This window comes from Cellulomonas fimi, from assembly GCF_028527925.1.
Taxonomy (GTDB): domain Bacteria; phylum Actinomycetota; class Actinomycetes; order Actinomycetales; family Cellulomonadaceae; genus Cellulomonas; species Cellulomonas fimi_C.
The window spans coordinates 1-16,702 of record NZ_JAPESW010000010.1 but is presented as its reverse complement, the minus strand read 5'-3'; the positions used below and the strand labels follow the sequence as shown (position 1 = coordinate 16,702).

Sequence of the window (16,702 nt, the reverse complement as noted above, 5' to 3'; positions counted from 1 at the left end):
ACAGGTTCATCGGCCGCCGCCGGACCAGGGTCCTGCGTCGTCCTCCTCGGCGTCGTCGAAGTAGTCGGTCGCGACGGGCGGGTCGCCGGGCAGCGCGCCGTCGTCCTCGGCCCCCGGCTCGCCCCGGAGCATCGCGAGCGTGCCGGGCAGGTCGTCGGGCTGGACGAGCACCTCGCGCGCCTTCGACCCCTCGGACGGCCCGACGATCTCGCGCGACTCGAGCAGGTCCATGAGCCGCCCGGCCTTCGCGAACCCGACGCGCAGCTTGCGCTGCAGCATCGACGTCGAGCCGAACTGCGACGTCACGACGAGCTCGGCGGCCTGCAGCAGCAGGTCGAGGTCGTCGCCGATGTCCTCGTCGACCTGCTTCTTGGCCGCGGTGACGGCGACGTCCTCGCGGTAGACGGGCTTGAGCTGCTTCTTGACGTGCTCGACGACCGCGTGGATCTCCGACTCGGACACCCAGGCGCCCTGCGTGCGCATCGGCTTGGCGGCGCCCATGGGCAGGAACAGCGCGTCGCCCTGGCCGATGAGCTTCTCGGCGCCCGGCTGGTCGAGCACGACGCGCGAGTCGGTGAGCGAGCTCGTGGCGAACGCGAGCCGCGACGGCACGTTGGCCTTGATGAGACCGGTGACGACGTCGACCGACGGGCGCTGCGTGGCGAGCACGAGGTGGATGCCGGCGGCGCGCGCGAGCTGCGTGATGCGCTGGATCGACGCCTCGACGTCGCGCGGCGCGACCATCATGAGGTCGGCGAGCTCGTCGACGATCACCAGCAGGTACGGGTACGGCGCGATCTTGCGCTCGGAGCCGGGCAGCGGCTTGACCTTGCCGGCCCGGACGGCGACGTTGAAGTCGTCGACGTGCTTGAACCCGAACAGCGCGAGGTCGTCGTACCGCGCCTCCATCTCGCGCACGACCCACTCGAGCGCCTCGGCGGCCTTCTTGGGGTTCGTGATGATGGGCGTGATGAGGTGCGGGATGCCCTCGTAGATCGTGAGCTCGACGCGCTTGGGGTCGACGAGCACCATGCGGACCTCGTCGGGCGTGGCGCGCATGAGGATCGAGACGATCATCGAGTTGACGAAGCTCGACTTGCCCGCGCCGGTGGCGCCCGCGACGAGCAGGTGCGGCATCTTCGCGAGGTTCGCGGTGACGTACCCGCCCTCGACGTCCTTGCCCACGCCGATGACCATCGGGTGCTCGGACCGCTTCGCGGCGCTCGAGCGCAGCACGTCGCCGAGCGAGACGGTCTCGCGGTCGGTGTTGGGGATCTCGATGCCGATCGCGGACTTGCCGGGGATCGGCGACAGGATGCGCACGTCGGCGCTGGCGACCGCGTACGCGATGTTCTTGCTCAGCGCGGTGACGCGCTCGACCTTGACGGCAGGCCCGAGCTCGACCTCGTAGCGGGTGACCGTCGGCCCGCGCGTGAAGCCGGTGACCTTGGCGTCGATCTCGAACTGGTCCAGCACCGTCGTGAGCGACTCGACGACACGGTCGTTCGCGGCGGAGCGCACCTTGTGCGGCGCACCCTTGGCGAGGCTGTCCTCGCTCGGCAGCGTGTAGAGCACGTCGCCCTCGAGCATCGGCTGCTCGCCGCGCGGGACGCCCTTCGGCTCGGGCGCGCGCAGCTCGGCCGGCGGCCGCGGGGCCGGGACGACCGCGGTGGGCTCGGTGACGGGGGCGGGCTCGGCGTCGCCCGCGAGCGCCTCGACGACCGCGGCACGCTCGAACGCCTCGTCGCCCACGTACGCGTCGAGCCGGTCGGGGTCGGCCTCGTCGGCGTGGTCCGCGCGCTTGCGGCGACCGAGCAGGCGCGTCTTCTTCTTCGGCGGCTCGACCTCGGGCAGCGCGGTGTGACCGGCGTTGATGACGAGCGGCGCGTCGTCGTCCTCCTCGGCGTCGGCGTCGTGGTGACCGCCCGTGAGCCGGTGGTAGAGGTCGCGCAGGCGCGGCACGATCTGGTGCACCGGGGTCGCGGTGACGACCAGCACGCCGAAGAACGCGAGCAGCAGCAGCAGCGCGACCGCGACGCCCGACGTCAGGAGGCTCGCGAGCGGCGTCCCGACGAGGAACCCGACCATGCCGCCCGCGCTGCGCAGCGCGGCGAAGTCGTCCGTCGTGGGCAGCCCGGCACCGATGTGCACGAGCCCGCAGACCGCGAGCGTGATCGCGGTGAGGCCGATGCTGATGCGCGAGTTCGCCTGCACGCGGTCGGGGTGGCGCATGAGTCGGACGGACAGGCCGAGCAGCACGACGGGCACGACGACGCCGACCGTGCCGAACGTGCCGGCCACGACCGCGTGCACGACGTCGCCGGCGGTGCCCGACAGGCTCCACCACTCGCGCGCCGCGATGACGATCGCGAGACCGAGCAGCGTGAACGCGAGACCGTCACGGCGGTGCGCGGGGTCGAGGTCGCGTGCACCGTGGCCCACCTTGCGCGCGGCGCCGCCGACGAGGTGCGCGGACCCCATCCAGACGCCGCGGAGCATGCGCAGCGGGAGCGCCGGCCGCTTCGGTGCCGGGGCGGGCCCGCGGCCGGTGGGTCGCGACGAGCCGCCGCGCGGTGTCGCGGGGCGGCCCTGGCGCGAGGCGCCGCCGGACGCGCCGGAGCGCGTCCGGGACGAGGGGGTACGGGTCGCCATGGTCCTCACGCTAGTGGGCGGTGCCGACGGCCTCCCGGTGGCACGGCCGCGTGTCGCACGGACGGGTGTCCGGCCAGGTGCGCGCGGGGGCCCTTCGCGCGCGTCGGGACGGCCAGGGGCGGCGCCCGACGTCAGGCCGTCAGCAGGCCCACGCCGAGCGTGACCACACCCGCGGCGAGCACGGTCGCGCCCGCGGGCAGGAGCACGACGAGCCGGCTCGGCCTCGTGCGTCCCGCACCGACGGCGGACAGGAAGAAGCCGGCGGGCATGAGGATCGCGGCGACGAGGACGCCCGTCTGCGCGAGCCAGCGCCAGAACCCGTCGAGCGACGTCGCCTCCCCGAGCAGCACGCAGACCAGCCCGAGCGTGACGAGCACGCCCGCGTGCGCGTGCCCGGCCCGGAAGAACGACCGCTGGAAGTCCGTGGCCGGGACGGCCCCTCCGCCGACGCGGAGCAGGAACCAGCCGCCCGACTCGATGGCGACGATCGTGAGCGCCACGATCCCGGCGGTGACGCGCGCGGCGTCGCTGAGCTCGATCACGATGGCACCCTCCGACCGCGGCGCAGTTTTTACGAACACTGTTATGGAACATCGTTCCGGAACGCGCGTCAAGCCGTAGACTCCCGGCATGGGCCGTCCCCGCGTGCACGACGACGCGCTGCGCGCGCGCCTTCTCGAGGAGACCTCGCGCGCGATCTCGCACGGCGGGCCGGACGCCGTGACCGTCCGCGACGTCGCGCGCGCGGCGGGCACGTCGGCGTCGGCCGTCTACTCGCTGTTCGGCGGCCGTGAGCCGCTGCTGCACGCGGTCCGCGCCGAGGCCGAGGCACGGTTCGCCGCGTCGCTCGACGCGGCCCCCCGCACCGGCGACCCGGCGGCCGACCTGCTCGCCCTGGGGATCGCCTACCGGGACTGGGCGCTCGCCGAGCCGCACTTCTACCGCGTGATGTTCGGCACGCGCGCCGACGACGACCCCGCCGCCGCACCCGTCGCGCAGGCGGCGACCTTCCGCGTCCTCCGCGACGCCGCGCACGCCGTCCTGCACGACGCGGGCGCACCCGACGCGGACGCGCGCGCGGTGCGCGCCGCGGAGGGCCTCTGGGCGCTCGTGCACGGGCTCGTCGACCTCGAGCTCGGCGGGTTGCTGCCCGGTGACACGGACGCCGCCGCCACGCGCTACGCGTCGGTGCTGCGCGCCGCCGGCCCCGGGATCCTGCAGGACGCCTGACGCGGCCCAGCCGGCCCGCCCCGTCCCGCCGCACCCGTCCGCGCGTCGGTGTCGGACCCGTGTGGGAGCGTGACGGCGTGGGAGTCCCGTCCGTCAGCCGCGACCAGGTGCTGCGCCACCGCGTGCGCGTCCAGCAGCTCGACCGGCCTGTCGACCCGACGCGCGCCGTGACCGACGCCGCCGTGCTCGACCTCGGCGTGCAGGACACCGGACCCGACGGGGCACTGTGGGCGCTCGCCGTCCGTGGCGTGCCGGTGTCGGCGCGCGCCTGGCCGCAGGACGACCTCGCGCTCGTCTGGTCGCTCCGCGGTGCCCCGCACGCGTACCCGCGGGACCGGTTGCGCGACGTCCAGGCCGCGCTGCGTCCCTACTCCGACGCGGATGCCGCCTCGCGCATCTACGACGCCGCCAAGCCCTTGCGCGCGGCGGGCGTCCGGCCGGTCGACGGCCTCGCCCACGCCGCACGGACGATGCGCACGGTCGTCTCGGAGCCCATGGTCAAGGGGACCGTCTCGACGCGCATGACGCAGGAGCTGCCCGAGCCGTACGTGCGCTGGTGCCGCGCGTGCCGTGCCACGCACATGTGGGAGATGACGTTCCGGCTCGCGGCGCTGCACGGCGGGCTCGAGCTCGAGCCCGGCACGTCCCCGCCCGTCCTGCGGCGCATCCCCGGGTGGCCCGCGTCGCGCGTCGGCCGCGTCGAGCGCGGGCGGTCGGCCCGCACGGACGCGCTCGACCCGGTGCGCCTCGTGCTCCACCTCCTGGGTCCCGCCGACGCCAAGCAGGTCGCGGTGTTCCTCGACGCACCCGTCGCCGACGTGCGGGAGCGCTGGCCGGCGGACACGGTCGACGTCGAGGTCGAGGGAGCGACGCGGTCGGTCCTCGCGGAGGACGCCGACGCGCTGACCGACGCCGCCCCCTTCGACGAGCCGGTCGTCCGGCTGCTCGGCCCGTACGACCTCTTCCTGCAGTCGCGCGACCGGGAGGTCCTCGTCCCGGACCCCGCCCGACGACGCGCTCTGTGGCCCGTGCTGGGCCGCCCCGGCGCGGTCGTCGTCGACGGTGACGTCGTGGGGACGTGGCGCCCGCGCGCCCGCGGCCGCCGGCTCGGCCTCGAGCTCGACCCGTGGGTGCCGTGGTCGCGCGACGTGCACCGCGCCGTCGACGCCGAGCACGCACGCCTGGCCGAGTTCCGCGGCCTCGACCGCGCCTGACCGCGTCAGACCAGCGTCGGGACGCCCCGCTCGAGCACCGTGACGCGGTCCGCCACGCCGGTGTCCGCGGCCGCGTCGAGGAACGCGTCGAGCGGGTCGACGAAGTGGGCCCAGTCGGTGTGGTGCACGGGGACGACGCGCGCACCGGGGAGCAGCCGCATCGCCTCGACCGCACGGGGCGCGTCGAGCGTCACCGGCTCGGCGCCGAACCGCCCGACGTTCGCGCCGCCGACGAACAGCACGGCGAGCCCGACGTCCGGGAACCGCTCCGCGACCTGCGCGACGACGTCGACCTGCGCGTTGTCCCCCGAGACGTACACGGTGGGCTCCCCGGGCGCGCGCAGCACGAATCCCGTGACCGGTCCGCTGAGCGCCTCGCCGCCGTGCGGGCCGTGCACCGCGGGCACCGCGGTGACCTCGACGCGGTCGCCGACGACCGTGGCCTCCCAGGGCTCGAGCCCCCGCACGCCGGGCAGCCGGCCCGCCGCCTCGGGGGTCGACAGGACCGTGGGCACGTCGGCGAGCAGCGCACGGCCGCGCACGTCGAGGTTGTCCGCGTGCTGGTCGTGCGACAGCAGCACGACGTCGACGGGGCCGAGCGCGTCGGGCGGGACCGCGGGGCCGACGAGCTTGCGCAGCGTCACGGGGCCGGGGTACTCGGCGGGCGCGTCGTCGAACGTGGGGTCCGTCAGGAGGGCGAGCCCGGCGTACCGCAGCAGGAGCGTCGGGCCACCGACGAACGTCGCACCCACGCGCGCCGCCGGGGTCGAGCGGCCGTCGGACGGGGTCGGGTGCGCAGCCTCCGCGGCGTGGGTGGTCGAGCGGACGTCGTCGTGGTCGTCGGGGTGCGTGGTCGTCATGCCGACGAGCCTGCCGCGACCGCGGGTCGGCGAGAAGTGGCCCGCAGGACACCTGTCGCCAAGATCGGGCCACTACGCTCAGCGCGTGACACGCCTCGTGGGGGTCGTCGCGTTCGACGGCATCAGCCCCTTCCACCTCGCCGTGCCGCACGCGGTGTTCGGCGCCCGTCCGCTGCGCGGCACGGCGTACGACGTGCAGGTCTGCGCGGTCTCACCCGGCCCGCTCCGCACCGACGCGGGGTACGACGTGGCCGTCCGGCACGGCCTGGACCTGCTCCGCGGCGCCGACCTCGTCGTGCTGCCCAGCTGGGACACCGCACGGGAGCCGCCCACGGCGCTGCTCGACGCCGTCCGAGCCGCGCACGCACGCGGCGCACGCGTGGTCGGCCTCTGCCTCGGCGCCTTCCTCGTCGCCGCCGCGGGCCTCGTCGACGGCCGCGAGGCCGCGACGCACTGGCACGCCGCGGACACGCTCGCGCAGCGCCACCCCTCGGTGCGCGTCCGGTCCGACGTGCTGTGGTCCGACCTCGGCGACGTCGTGACGTCCGCCGGCGTCGCCGCGGCGCTCGACTGCTGCCTGCACGTGCTGCGCACCGACCTCGGCGCGCACGCCGCCGCCGAGGTCGCGCGCTCGCTGGTGCTGGCGCCCCACCGCGACGGGTCGCAGGCGCAGTTCGTCCCCGTGCCGGTCGCGCCGGCCGACGGCACCGACGCGGTCGCGCGTGCCATGGCGTGGGCGACCCAGCGTCTCGACGAGCCGCTCGACCTCGACACCTGGGCCGCCCACGCGCACGTGTCGCGCCGGACGTTCACGCGCCAGTTCCGCGCCCGGACCGGCACGAGCCCGTCGGCGTGGCTCCTCGAGCAGCGGCTCGCGCGCGCCCGCGCCCTGCTGGAGCAGGGTGACGAGCCCGTCGAGGTCGTGGCGCACCGGTCCGGGTTCGGCTCGGCCGCCTCGCTGCGCGCGCACTTCGCGCGGCGGTTCCGCACGAGCCCGCGGCAGCATCGCGCCGCTTTCCGGCAGGAATGACGACGACCGCTGTCGGTGGTCGGTCCTAGCGTGGCGCCATGACGTCCACGCACCCCGCCGGAGGCCGCTCGTGAGCCGCCGGGGCTGGCTCCTGCTCGTCGCCATGGGCGTGATCTGGGGCGTCCCCTACCTGCTGATCAAGGTCGCCGTCGGCGAGGTCACCCCCGCCATGGTCGTCTTCGTCCGGACGGGTCTGGGCGCGCTGCTCCTCGTGCCGTTCGCGCTGCGCGGCGGCGGGCTGCGCGTGCTGCGCGGCCACTGGCGGGCCGTCGTCGCGTTCGCGGTCCTCGAGATCGTCGGGCCGTGGATCCTGCTGTCCAACGCCGAGCGGACGCTGTCGAGCTCGCTCACGGGGCTGCTCATCGCGACCGTCCCGATCGCCGCGGTCGTGGTGGCCCGCGTGGTCCAGCACGAGCACGTCGCGCTCGTGCGCTGGGCGGGACTGCTCGTCGCGCTCGGCGGCGTGGCCCTGCTGCTCGGCCCGGGCGCGGGCGCCGACGACCCGTGGGCCGTCGCGCAGGTCCTGCTCGCCGCCCTCGGCTACGCGATCGCGCCGATGATCGCCGACCGCCACCTGCGCGACGTCCCGGCGATCCCGCTGACGACGGCGTGCCTCGCGCTCTCCGCCCTCGCGTACGCGCCGGTCGTGGCCCTGACCGGGCCGCACGCGTGGCCGTCGACGCCCGCCGTGCTGTCGCTCGTCGCCCTGGGTGCCGTGTGCACCGCGCTCGCGTTCGTCCTGTTCTTCCGCCTCATCGCCGAGGTCGGCGCCGCCCGCTCGACGCTCGTCGCCTACCTCAACCCGGTCGTCGCGGTCCTGCTGGGCGCGCTCGTGCTCGACGAGCAGCTCACGGTCGCGGTCGTCGTGGCGACGGCGCTCATCCTCGTCGGCTCGGCGGCGGCGTCGCGCCGCACGTCGGGCCGAGGACCGGGCGACGAGAAGGCCACCGAGGCCGTGCCCGCGGGCGAGGCCACCGTGGCCGTCGGCGCGGCTACGCCTCCACGACCACCGGGATGATCATCGGCCGGCGACGGAGCCGGTTCGACACCCACCGCCCGACGACGCGACGCATCACCTGCTGCAGCTGGTGCGTGTCCACCGCGCCCTGCGCGGCGGCCTCCTCGAGCGCACGCGTGAGCTCCGGGAGGATGTCCTCGAACACCTCGTCCTGCTCGGCGAAGCCGCGCGCGTGGATCTGCGGGCCCGCGAGCACCTTGCCGTCGGCCGAGCTGACCACCGCGAAGATCGAGATGAAGCCCTCGTCGCCCAGGATCCGACGGTCCTTGAGCTCGGCCTCGGTGATCCCGCCCACGCTGGAGCCGTCGACGTACACGTAGCCGCACGGCACCGCGCCCACGACCGACGCCTTGCCGTCGACGAGGTCGACGACCACACCGTCCTCCGCGAGCACGACGCGGTCCGCGGGCACGCCGGTCTGCACCGCGAGCGCGGCGTTCGCGACCAGGTGCCGCACCTCGCCGTGCACGGGCATGACGTTGCGCGGGCGGAGGATGTTGTAGCAGTACAGGAGCTCGCCGGCGCTCGCGTGGCCCGACACGTGCACCTTCGCGTTGCCCGAGTGCACGACGCGCGCGCCGAGACGGGTCAGCCCGTTGATGACGCGGAACACCGCGTTCTCGTTCCCCGGGATGAGCGACGACGCGAGGATGACCGTGTCGCCGGGGCCGACGGACACCTTGTGGTCGTTGTTCGCGATGCGCGACAGCGCCGCCATCGGCTCGCCCTGCGAGCCCGTGCACATGAGCACGACCTCGTCGTCCGGGAGGTCGTCGACCGCCTTGAGGTCGATCAGCACGCCGTCGGGGACGGTGAGGTAGCCCAGCTCGGACGCGATGGCCATGTTGCGGACCATCGAGCGGCCCACGAGCGCGACGCGCCGGCCGTGCGCGACGGCGGCGTCGAGGACCTGCTGGACGCGGTGCACGTGCGACGCGAACGACGCGACGATGATGCGCTTCGTCGAGTCGGCGAACACCGAGTCGAGCACCGGGCCGATGCCGCGCTCCTGCGCGACGAACCCGGGCACCTCTGCGTTGGTCGAGTCGACCATGAACAGGTCCACGCCCTGCTCGCCGAGCCGCGCGAACGCGCGCAGGTCGGTGATGCGACCGTCGAGCGGGAGCTGGTCCATCTTGAAGTCGCCGGTGTGCAGCACGGTGCCGGCACCGGTGCGGACGGCGACAGCGAGCGCGTCGGGGATCGAGTGGTTCACCGCGACGAACTCGCACTCGAACACGCCGAGCGTCTCCGTCTGGCCCTCGCGCACCGCGAGCGTGAACGGCTGGATGCGGTGCTCCTTGAGCTTCGCCTCGACGAACGCGAGGGTCAGCTGGGAGCCGAGGAGCGGGATGTCACGACGCAGCCGCAGCAGGTACGGGACGGCGCCGATGTGGTCCTCGTGGCCGTGCGTGAGGACGATCGCCTCGATGTCGTCGAGCCGGTCCCGGATGTAGTCGAAGTCCGGGAGGATCAGGTCGACGCCGGGCTGGTGGTCCTCGGGGAACAGGACGCCGCAGTCGATGACGAGCAGCCGGCCGGCGTACTCGAGGACGGCCATGTTGCGTCCGACCTCGCCGAGCCCGCCAAGGGCGACGACGCGCAGCGCGCCGTCGGGCAGCGCCGGGGGCAGGGTGAGCTCGGGGTGGGGGTGGCTCAAAGAATCTCTCCTGGGTCAGCGGAGCGCGACGTCGAGCAGCCCGGCGGCGCGCAGGCCGTCCCGGATCGCGTCGACCTCGTCGTCGGTCGCGGGCACGAGCGGCAGCCGCGTGGCGCGGGTGGGGATGAGGCCGAGGATCTCGCACGCGGCCTTGGCGGCGACACCCTGGAAGCCGGCGCCGTTGAGGGCGTCGATCGCGGGCACCACGGCACGGAACTGGCGCAGCGCCTCGGCGTGGTCGCCGGCGTCCCAGGCGCGCACGACCGCCGCGAGCTGGGGCCCGGCGACGTGGCCGGAGACGCTGACGATGCCGACGGCACCCGCCGCGAGGAGCGTGAGGAGCGCGCCGTCGTCGCCCGAGTACCAGGCGAGGCCGGTGCGCTCGATCACCTTCGTGGCGGTGAACGCGTCGCCGGACGCGTCCTTCATCGCGACGACGCGGTCGTGCGCGGCGAGGGTGGCGATGCTCTCGGGTGCGAAGCGCACGCCGGTGCGGCCGGGGACGTCGTAGAGCATGACGGGCACGTCGGTGGCGTCGACGATCGCCGTGACGTGCGCGACGAGGCCGGCCTGCGACGGGCGCGAGTAGTACGGGGAGACGACGAGGAGCCCGTGGGCGCCCGCCTCCGCGGCCTGCTCGGCCATCCGGACGGCGTGCGCGGTGTCGTTGGACCCCGCGCCCGCGAGCACGAACGCGTCCTCGCCGACGGCCTCGACGACGGCCTGCACGAGCTCGGCCTTCTCGGGGGCGTGCGTGGTCGGTGCCTCGCCCGTCGTGCCGTTGAGCACGAGGCCGTCGTTGCCCTGCTCGACCAGACGCTTCGCGAGGGTGACCGCCGCACCGAGGTCGACGGCACCGTCGGGGGTCATCGGCGTCACCATCGCGGTGAGCACGGCCCCGAACGGACGGGCGGGCGTGGCGGCGCGGGTCATGCGCTCACGGTACCGCCCGGCGGACCTGCACAGGTGCCCGGACCATGCCCCGGACGTCCCTCAGCGGCGCACCCACGTGCGGTAGCGGAACCGGACGACGCCCGACGTCTGCCAGTCTCCGGTGGTGTCCTCGGGGTCCTGCTCGCGCCACTCCCCCGGGTCGAGCCGCGGCGCGTACGCGTCCCCGGGGACGTCGAGGTCGACGAGCGTGACCTCCGCACGGTCGGCGACGGGCACCGCGGCGTCGAGCACCGCGCGCCCACCGATCACCCACGCCTCGGCGTCGCCGACGAGCGCGAGCGCGTCCGCGAACGAGCGCGCGACCTCGGCCCCGGGCGCCGTGAACGCCGGGTCCCGCGACAGGACGACGTTCCTGCGACCGGGCAGCGGGCGGACGTGCGGGGGCAGCGACTGCCACGTCGCGCGGCCCATGACGACCGCGTGCCCGGTCGTGAGCCGGCGGAACCGCGCCTGGTCCTCGGGCACGTGCCACGGGATGCGCCCGTCCGCGCCGATGACGCCCGCGGGGGTCTGCGCCCACACCAGGTTCAGGCTCACGGCCGCCATGCTAGGTCGGTGCGACCGACCCGTTCGGGCCGTGCCCGTCCTCCCGACCGGTCGACGGGCCGACCGGACGGTCGGTCGCCCGAGGGCCGACGTCACGTTCCTGGTGTGCCCCCGCAGCCGTCGGGCGACACTGGACCGATGACGACGACGTCCTCCCACCTGCCCCCCACGGTCGCCGCGCACGTCCCCACGGGCGTCCTCGTCGGCGGCGCCTGGCGGCCCGCGCACTCCGGGCGCACGTTCGAGGTCGCCGACCCCGCCACGACCGAGGTGCTGTTCGACGTGGCGGACGGCGACGAGCAGGACGCGCTCGACGCGCTCACGGCCGCCGACGACTGCTTCGAGGAGTGGCGCGCCGCACCGCCGCGCGTGCGCTCGGACGTGCTGCGCGCGGTCTTCGACACCCTCACGCGCCGGACCGAGGACGTCGCGGCGCTCGTCACCGCGGAGGGCGGCAAGCCGCTCGCGGAGTCGCGGGCGGAGGTCGCGTACGCGGCGGAGTACGTGCGGTGGTACTCCGAGCAGGCGGTGCGCGTCGACGGCCTCGCGCGGCGTGCGCCCGCAGGCACGCACCACCAGCTCGTGCTGCGGCGTCCCGTCGGGCCCGCGCTGCTCATCGCGCCGTGGAACTTCCCGATCGCGATGATCGCGCGCAAGGTCGCGCCCGCCCTCGCCGCGGGCTGCACCGCCGTCGTGAAGCCCGCGCAGCTCACGCCGCTGACGACGGCGTTCGTCGCGGAGATCGTCCGGGAGGAGCTCGACGCCCGCGACCTGCCCACGGGCGTCCTCAACGTCGTGCCCACCTCGTCCGCGCGGACCGTGTCGGGCCCGCTGCTCGCCGACCCGCGGCTGCGCAAGCTGTCGTTCACCGGCTCGACCGAGGTCGGCGCGACGCTGCTCAAGGCGTCCGCGGACCGCATCCTGCGCACGTCGATGGAGCTCGGGGGGAACGCGCCGTTCCTCGTGTTCGACGACGCCGACCTGGACGCGGCGGTCGAGGGTGCCGTGCAGGCGAAGATGCGCAACGCGGGGCAGACGTGCGTCGCGGCCAACCGCTTCCTCGTGCAGGAGGGCGTCGCGGAGGAGTTCACGCGACGGCTGACGGCCGCGTTCGGCGACCTCGTCGTCGGGCACGGCGCCGACCCCGGCACGACCGTCGGGCCGCTCATCGAGGCGTCGGCCGTCGACCGCGTCGAGGAGGTCGTCGCCGAGGCCGTCGACGGCGGGGCGCGCGTGCACGTCGGCGGTGAGCGGCCGGACCGGCCCGGGTACTTCTACGCCCCGACGGTCGTCGACCGGGTCGACCCCGACGCGCGGCTGGTCCGCGAGGAGATCTTCGGCCCGGTCGCACCCGTCGTGACGTTCGGATCCGAGGAGGACGGCGTCCGGCTCGCCAACGGCACGCCGTTCGGGCTGGTCGCGTACGCGTACACGCGCGACGTCGGACGCGTCATGCGGCTCGCGGAGGCCCTCGAGACCGGGATGCTCGGCGTGAACCGCGGCATGGTCTCGGACGCGAGCGCCCCGTTCGGCGGCGTGAAGTCGTCGGGGCTGGGACGCGAGGGCGGCGAGGCGGGCCTCGAGGAGTACCTCGAGCCGGTGTACGTGGCGCTCTGACGTCTCACGTCGCGGACCGCACCCCGCGGTGTGCGACAGTGGCGCGCGTGGCACGGGACGACGAGACGCGGACGGCCGTCCGCCAGGCGGTGTCGGTGTCGGTCGCGACGGGCCTGTACGGCGTGTCCTTCGGCGCGCTCGCGGTCGCGGCCGGGCTGAACCTCCCTCAGACGGCCGCCCTCAGCATCCTCATGTTCTCCGGCGGCTCGCAGTTCGCGTTCATCGGCGTCGTCGGCGCGGGCGGCGCGGCGGGCGCCGCGATCGCGACCGCAGGGCTGCTGGGCGTGCGCAACGGGCTCTACGGTCCGCAGGTCGCACCGTTGCTCGGCGTGCACGGCTGGCGCCGCCTGCTCGCCGCGCACCTCACGATCGACGAGTCGACGGCGGTGGGCACGGCGCAGCGCGGCCGGGCCGCGGCCCGCGCCGGGTTCTGGTGGACGGGCGTCGGCGTGTTCGTCCTGTGGAACGCGTTCACGCTCGTCGGTGCCGTGCTCGGTGACGCGCTCGGCGACCCGCGGAGGTACGGGCTGGACGCCGCCGCGGCCGCCGCGTTCCTCGCGCTCGTCTGGCCGCGCCTGACCGGGCCGTCGGCGCACCTCGCGCGACTCGTCGCGGTCGGTGCGGTCCTCGTCGCGCTCGCCGCGACGCCGTTCGTGCCGGCCGGGGTGCCCGTCCTGCTCGCGGCCGCGGTCGCGATCGTCGTGGGCGTCGTCGCGGCGCCCCCCGACCCCATGGACGCCCCGCCCGCGCGCGAGGGAGCCGCCTCGTGAGCGACGTCGTGCTGTGGGTCGCGATCGTCGCCGCGGGTCTCGTCTGCCTCGGCATCAAGCTCGTCGGCCATCTCGTGCCCGAGCACTGGCTGGCCGAGCCGCGCGTCGCCCGTGCCGCCGCGCTCGTCACCGTCGCGCTGCTGTCCGCGCTCGTCGCGGTCCAGGCCGCCACCACGGGCCGCGCGATCGTCCTCGACGCGCGGCTCCCCGCGCTGGCCGTCGCGGCGGTCGCGCTCGCCCTGCGTGCACCGTTCATCGTGGTCGTCGTGCTCGCCGCGGTCACCGCTGCGGTCCTGCGCGCGCTCGGCATGCCCTGAGGCCGGCCCGCCCGGTTGATAGCCTCGCCCGACCCCGCCGGTCGCCACGCACCGGCGGCCCGATCTCCCGGAGGACCCGTGCAGCACCACCGGTCGTGCCCGTGCGGCGCCCCGACCTCGCGGACCGCCGCGACCGCCCGGCGCGTGCCGGCGGCTACGGGAGGTGCGGCGTGAACGCCGACGTCTCCGTCCGGCCGGCCGTCCCCGGCGACGAGAGCCGCATCGCCCGCGTGCAGGTCGCGGCGTGGCGGCTCGCTCACGCCGAGACCCTCGGCAGCGCCGCGCTCGCGCTCGTCGACGAGGGCGCCGTGCGGGACCGCTGGTCGACGGCGATCACGTCGCCGCCGTCGACCGGCTTCCACGTCCTGGTGGCGTGCGACGGGCCCGCCGTCGTCGGCGTCGCCTCCGTCGCCCCGGTGCCGGCGCCCGCCGACGACCCGACCGCCGCGCCCGGTGGCGTCGTGCTCGCGCTCGAGGTCGACCCGCTGCGGCAGCGGCAGGGGCACGGGTCGCGGCTGCTCGCCGCGGCCGTCGACCTGCTCCGTGCGGACGGCGCCGACCAGGTCCTCACGTGGGTGCTCGACGGCGACACCGCGCGCGAGCAGTTCCTCGCGTCGTGCGGGCTCGGCGCGGACGGTGCGGTGCGTGAGCTCGCGCCCGCGCGCGACGAGCAGGGGGCCGAGCGCATCGTCGTCGAGCGCCGCTGGTCCGCCTCGATCTGACCGGCGGCCGACGACGACTCGTCAGGCCGCGCGGTGCAGCCGGCTCGCGGTCCGCAGCGACTCGCGCGCACGCCGCCGGTCCCCCGCCGCGTCGTAGGCGAACGCGAGGTGGTACCACGAGCGCCAGTCCTCCGGCGCGGCGTCGACGACGGCACGTGCGTCCTCGAAGGCCTCGCGCGCGGCGGCGCGGTCGATCCGCCCGCCGGGCGAGCGCGGGAGCGTGTCGACGGGCAGCTCGTCGGCGTCGGCGAGCTCGTCGGCCATGCGCTGCACGTCGACGGCGAGCCGCCACTCGCGCGCGACGAGGCCGATCACGAGCAGCGGCAGCACCCAGAACGCGATCCCGAGCACCACCCCCACGGGTTCGCCGCTCGTCACGAGCGCGGTCGCCCGCACGGCGACGAGCCAGACGTAGAGGGCGAGCAGCCCGGTCATCGCGACCGCGGCCGCGATCCCGGTGCGCCGGCGGCGGGAGGGCTCGGCCACGGTCAGAGGTCGAGCAGGTGCTCGAGGCCGACGGTGAGCCCCGGCCGGCGGCCGACCTGCCGGACGCCGAGCAGCACGCCGGGCATGAAGCTCACGCGGTCGAACGAGTCGTGCCGGATCGTCAGCTGCTCGCCCGCGTTGCCCAGCAGGATCTCCTCGTGCGCGACGAGGCCGCGCAGCCGGACCGCGTGCACGCGCACGCCGTCGACGTCGGCACCGCGCGCACCGTCGAGCGTCTGCGCGGTCGCGTCGGGCATCGGGCCTAGTCCCGCGGCGGCGCGCGCCGCGGCGATCGCGGCGGCCGTGTGGCGTGCGGTGCCGGACGGTGCGTCGACCTTGTCGGGGTGGTGCAGCTCGACGACCTCGGCGGACTCGAACCAGCGCGCGGCGCGCGCGGCGAACGCCATGGCCAGCACCGCGCCGAGCGCGAAGTTCGGGGCGACGAGCACGCCGACGCCCGGGCGGTCGGCCAGGTGGTCGCGGACCCGTGCGAGCGACGCCTCGTCCCAGCCGGTCGTGCCGACGACGGCGTGCACGCCCGCGTCGACGAGCGCGTGCACGTTCCCCTCGGTCACGGACGGGACGGTGAAGTCGACGGCCACCTGGGCGCCCGCGTCGACGACCGCGGACAGGTCGCCGCCCGCGTCGAGCGCGACGGCCAGCTCGAGGTCGGGCGCGTCGTCGACGGCCCGGACGACGGTCGAGCCCATGCGTCCGGCCGCGCCCAGGACGGCCACCCTGATCGGTTCGCTCACGGGGTGAAACCCTATCCGGCGACCGGTGCCCCCAGCGCCGCCGCGATCCCCTGCTCGATGCGCCGCAGCTCGAGCGGCGTCGAGCCGGTGAACCGCTCGACCTCGCGCGGCGGGTAGCCCGCCTGCACGTACCAGCGGATCGCGCCGAGCGCGTCCTCGGGGCGGACCGGGCCGGGACCGACGGCGTCGCGCACGAACGCGGAGAACCGCACCGCGGCGAGCAGCGCGTCGGGCGTGAGCCCGAGGTGCTCGACCGACCACCGGTGCAGCGTGCCGACCGGCAGCTCCGCCGCCCGTGCGAGGTCGGCGACGGTGACGAGACCCCGCGACGCGAGCGCCTCGTGCACCGCGGGCTCGAGCAGCGTCAGCTCCGCGGGCTCCTCGGTCGCCGCGAGCGCCCCGGCCAGCGCGGCGCCGAGCAGCTCGACAGCGCGCGCGTCGTCACCCGCCTCGAGCGCCGCCTGGCAGGCCGCGACGTCGGCCGTCGCGAAGGCGCGGTCGAGCGGGACGACCTCGTCGGGCGCGACGTGCACGCGCAGCCGCGCGAGCGCGAGCGGCCCGAGCTGGGCGCCGAGCCGGACCGACGGTCCCGGCTGCTCACGGACGACGGGGCGGCTCGACGGCCCCCGGACGCCCGGGCCGTCGGCGGTCCGGCGCCGGGTGAGCGCGTCGACGTGCGACCCGCGCGCGCCGAGCGTCACGAGCGCGAGGCCGTGGCCGTCGGGCAGCAGCACCTCGCGCGTGACGACACCCGCCGGCTGGCGCACGACCCACAGGTGCTCGACGAGGTCGCGCGCCGCCGCGGGCGGGGCGAATCTGCGGTACTCGACGGCCATACCCCATGATCGCGCGCCGACACCCCGCCCGGTGG

The 16,702-nt window shown here is 75.6% G+C and carries 17 protein-coding genes; 8 read left to right on the top strand and 9 right to left on the bottom strand.

The annotated features are described in order from the left end of the window. Positions 1-6: 6 nt before the first annotated feature. Together OMK64_RS06840 and OMK64_RS06835 are read right to left on the bottom strand one after the other, a co-directional pair. Positions 7-2,652, bottom strand: a complete 2,646-nt coding sequence (locus OMK64_RS06840) for a DNA translocase FtsK (RefSeq protein ID WP_272727333.1) — start codon at positions 2,650-2,652, stop codon at positions 7-9. Between the two features lie 131 nt (positions 2,653-2,783). Next, entirely contained in the window at positions 2,784-3,194 is a 411-nt protein-coding gene (locus OMK64_RS06835; RefSeq protein WP_272727332.1) for a hypothetical protein, read from the bottom strand. 88 nt (positions 3,195-3,282) lie between these two features. On the opposite strand from OMK64_RS06835, the gene OMK64_RS06830 reads away from it, so the two are divergent. Beyond that, positions 3,283-3,882, top strand: a complete 600-nt coding sequence (locus tag OMK64_RS06830; RefSeq protein WP_272727331.1) for a TetR/AcrR family transcriptional regulator — start codon at positions 3,283-3,285, stop codon at positions 3,880-3,882. Between the two features lie 77 nt (positions 3,883-3,959). Continuing rightward, positions 3,960-5,096 (top strand): DNA glycosylase AlkZ-like family protein, encoded by a 1,137-nt coding sequence (locus OMK64_RS06825; protein WP_272727330.1) that lies wholly within the window; start codon positions 3,960-3,962, stop codon positions 5,094-5,096. 5 nt (positions 5,097-5,101) lie between these two features. On the opposite strand, the gene OMK64_RS06820 is transcribed toward OMK64_RS06825, so the two are convergent. Continuing rightward, positions 5,102-5,956, bottom strand: a complete 855-nt coding sequence (locus OMK64_RS06820) for an MBL fold metallo-hydrolase (RefSeq protein ID WP_272727329.1) — start codon at positions 5,954-5,956, stop codon at positions 5,102-5,104. An 85-nt stretch (positions 5,957-6,041) separates the two neighbouring features. On the opposite strand from OMK64_RS06820, the gene OMK64_RS06815 reads away from it, so the two are divergent. Together OMK64_RS06815 and OMK64_RS06810 are read left to right on the top strand one after the other, a co-directional pair. Then, the gene (locus tag OMK64_RS06815) at positions 6,042-6,986 is read left to right on the top strand and encodes a GlxA family transcriptional regulator (protein WP_272727328.1); all 945 of its coding nucleotides are present in this window, start codon (positions 6,042-6,044) and stop codon (positions 6,984-6,986) included. A 70-nt stretch (positions 6,987-7,056) separates the two neighbouring features. Continuing rightward, positions 7,057-8,004 (top strand): DMT family transporter, encoded by a 948-nt coding sequence (locus OMK64_RS06810; protein WP_272727327.1) that lies wholly within the window; start codon positions 7,057-7,059, stop codon positions 8,002-8,004. On the opposite strand, the gene OMK64_RS06805 is transcribed toward OMK64_RS06810, so the two are convergent. Genes OMK64_RS06805 through OMK64_RS06795 form a run of 3 tightly spaced genes read right to left on the bottom strand, consistent with a single transcriptional unit; the run spans position 7,979 to position 11,164 of the window. Continuing rightward, a complete protein-coding gene (locus OMK64_RS06805; protein WP_272727326.1) occupies positions 7,979-9,664 on the bottom strand; it encodes a ribonuclease J in 1,686 nt (561 codons plus the stop codon). The two genes, OMK64_RS06810 and OMK64_RS06805, sit on opposite strands and share 26 nt — an antisense overlap. 15 nt (positions 9,665-9,679) lie before the next feature. After that, the gene (gene dapA, locus OMK64_RS06800) at positions 9,680-10,597 is read right to left on the bottom strand and encodes a 4-hydroxy-tetrahydrodipicolinate synthase (protein WP_272727325.1); all 918 of its coding nucleotides are present in this window, start codon (positions 10,595-10,597) and stop codon (positions 9,680-9,682) included. Positions 10,598-10,657: 60 nt separating this feature from the next. After that, positions 10,658-11,164 carry a dihydrofolate reductase gene (locus OMK64_RS06795; RefSeq protein ID WP_276595682.1) on the bottom strand — a complete coding sequence of 169 codons (507 nt, stop codon included), beginning with the start codon at positions 11,162-11,164 and terminating at the stop codon, positions 10,658-10,660. Between the two features lie 138 nt (positions 11,165-11,302). On the opposite strand from OMK64_RS06795, the gene OMK64_RS06790 reads away from it, so the two are divergent. The 4 genes from OMK64_RS06790 (at position 11,303) to OMK64_RS06775 (ending at position 14,590) form a co-directional block, all read left to right on the top strand. Next, positions 11,303-12,781, top strand: a complete 1,479-nt coding sequence (locus OMK64_RS06790) for an NAD-dependent succinate-semialdehyde dehydrogenase (RefSeq protein WP_272727323.1) — start codon at positions 11,303-11,305, stop codon at positions 12,779-12,781. A 47-nt stretch (positions 12,782-12,828) separates the two neighbouring features. Then, positions 12,829-13,551 (top strand): AzlC family ABC transporter permease, encoded by a 723-nt coding sequence (locus OMK64_RS06785; protein WP_272727322.1) that lies wholly within the window; start codon positions 12,829-12,831, stop codon positions 13,549-13,551. Further along, positions 13,548-13,868, top strand: a complete 321-nt coding sequence (locus OMK64_RS06780) for an AzlD domain-containing protein (RefSeq protein WP_272727321.1) — start codon at positions 13,548-13,550, stop codon at positions 13,866-13,868. The genes OMK64_RS06785 and OMK64_RS06780 overlap by 4 nt, the downstream gene beginning before the upstream one ends. Before the next feature lie 170 nt (positions 13,869-14,038). Continuing rightward, positions 14,039-14,590, top strand: a complete 552-nt coding sequence (locus OMK64_RS06775) for a GNAT family N-acetyltransferase (protein ID WP_272727320.1) — start codon at positions 14,039-14,041, stop codon at positions 14,588-14,590. Positions 14,591-14,611: 21 nt separating this feature from the next. Here the strand turns inward: OMK64_RS06775 and OMK64_RS06770 are convergent, their stop codons facing one another. The 3 genes from OMK64_RS06770 to OMK64_RS06760 form a co-directional block, all read right to left on the bottom strand. Then, complete coding sequence (locus tag OMK64_RS06770; RefSeq protein ID WP_272727401.1) at positions 14,612-15,025, bottom strand: hypothetical protein; 414 nt, start codon at positions 15,023-15,025, stop codon at positions 14,612-14,614. 53 nt (positions 15,026-15,078) lie between these two features. After that, on the bottom strand, positions 15,079-15,831 hold the full coding sequence (gene dapB / locus OMK64_RS06765) for a 4-hydroxy-tetrahydrodipicolinate reductase (RefSeq protein WP_272727319.1): 753 nt from the start codon (positions 15,829-15,831) through the stop codon (positions 15,079-15,081). A gap of 11 nt (positions 15,832-15,842) precedes the next feature. After that, positions 15,843-16,702: hypothetical protein (locus tag OMK64_RS06760; RefSeq protein ID WP_272727318.1), on the bottom strand; the 860-nt coding region annotated here is incomplete at its 5' end.

Excerpts from the sequence above, each read along its gene's own strand:
- OMK64_RS06840 (WP_272727333.1), bottom strand. The coding sequence starts at position 2,652 with ATGGCGACCCGTACCCCCTCGTCCCGGACGCGCTCCGGCGCGTCCGGC.
- OMK64_RS06830 (WP_272727331.1), top strand. The coding sequence starts at position 3,283 with ATGGGCCGTCCCCGCGTGCACGACGACGCGCTGCGCGCGCGCCTTCTC.
- OMK64_RS06820 (WP_272727329.1), bottom strand. The coding sequence starts at position 5,956 with ATGACGACCACGCACCCCGACGACCACGACGACGTCCGCTCGACCACC.
- dapA (WP_272727325.1), bottom strand. The coding sequence starts at position 10,597 with ATGACCCGCGCCGCCACGCCCGCCCGTCCGTTCGGGGCCGTGCTCACC.
- OMK64_RS06795 (WP_276595682.1), bottom strand. The coding sequence starts at position 11,164 with ATGGCGGCCGTGAGCCTGAACCTGGTGTGGGCGCAGACCCCCGCGGGC.
- OMK64_RS06790 (WP_272727323.1), top strand. The coding sequence starts at position 11,303 with ATGACGACGACGTCCTCCCACCTGCCCCCCACGGTCGCCGCGCACGTC.
- OMK64_RS06770 (WP_272727401.1), bottom strand. The coding sequence starts at position 15,025 with ATGACCGGGCTGCTCGCCCTCTACGTCTGGCTCGTCGCCGTGCGGGCG.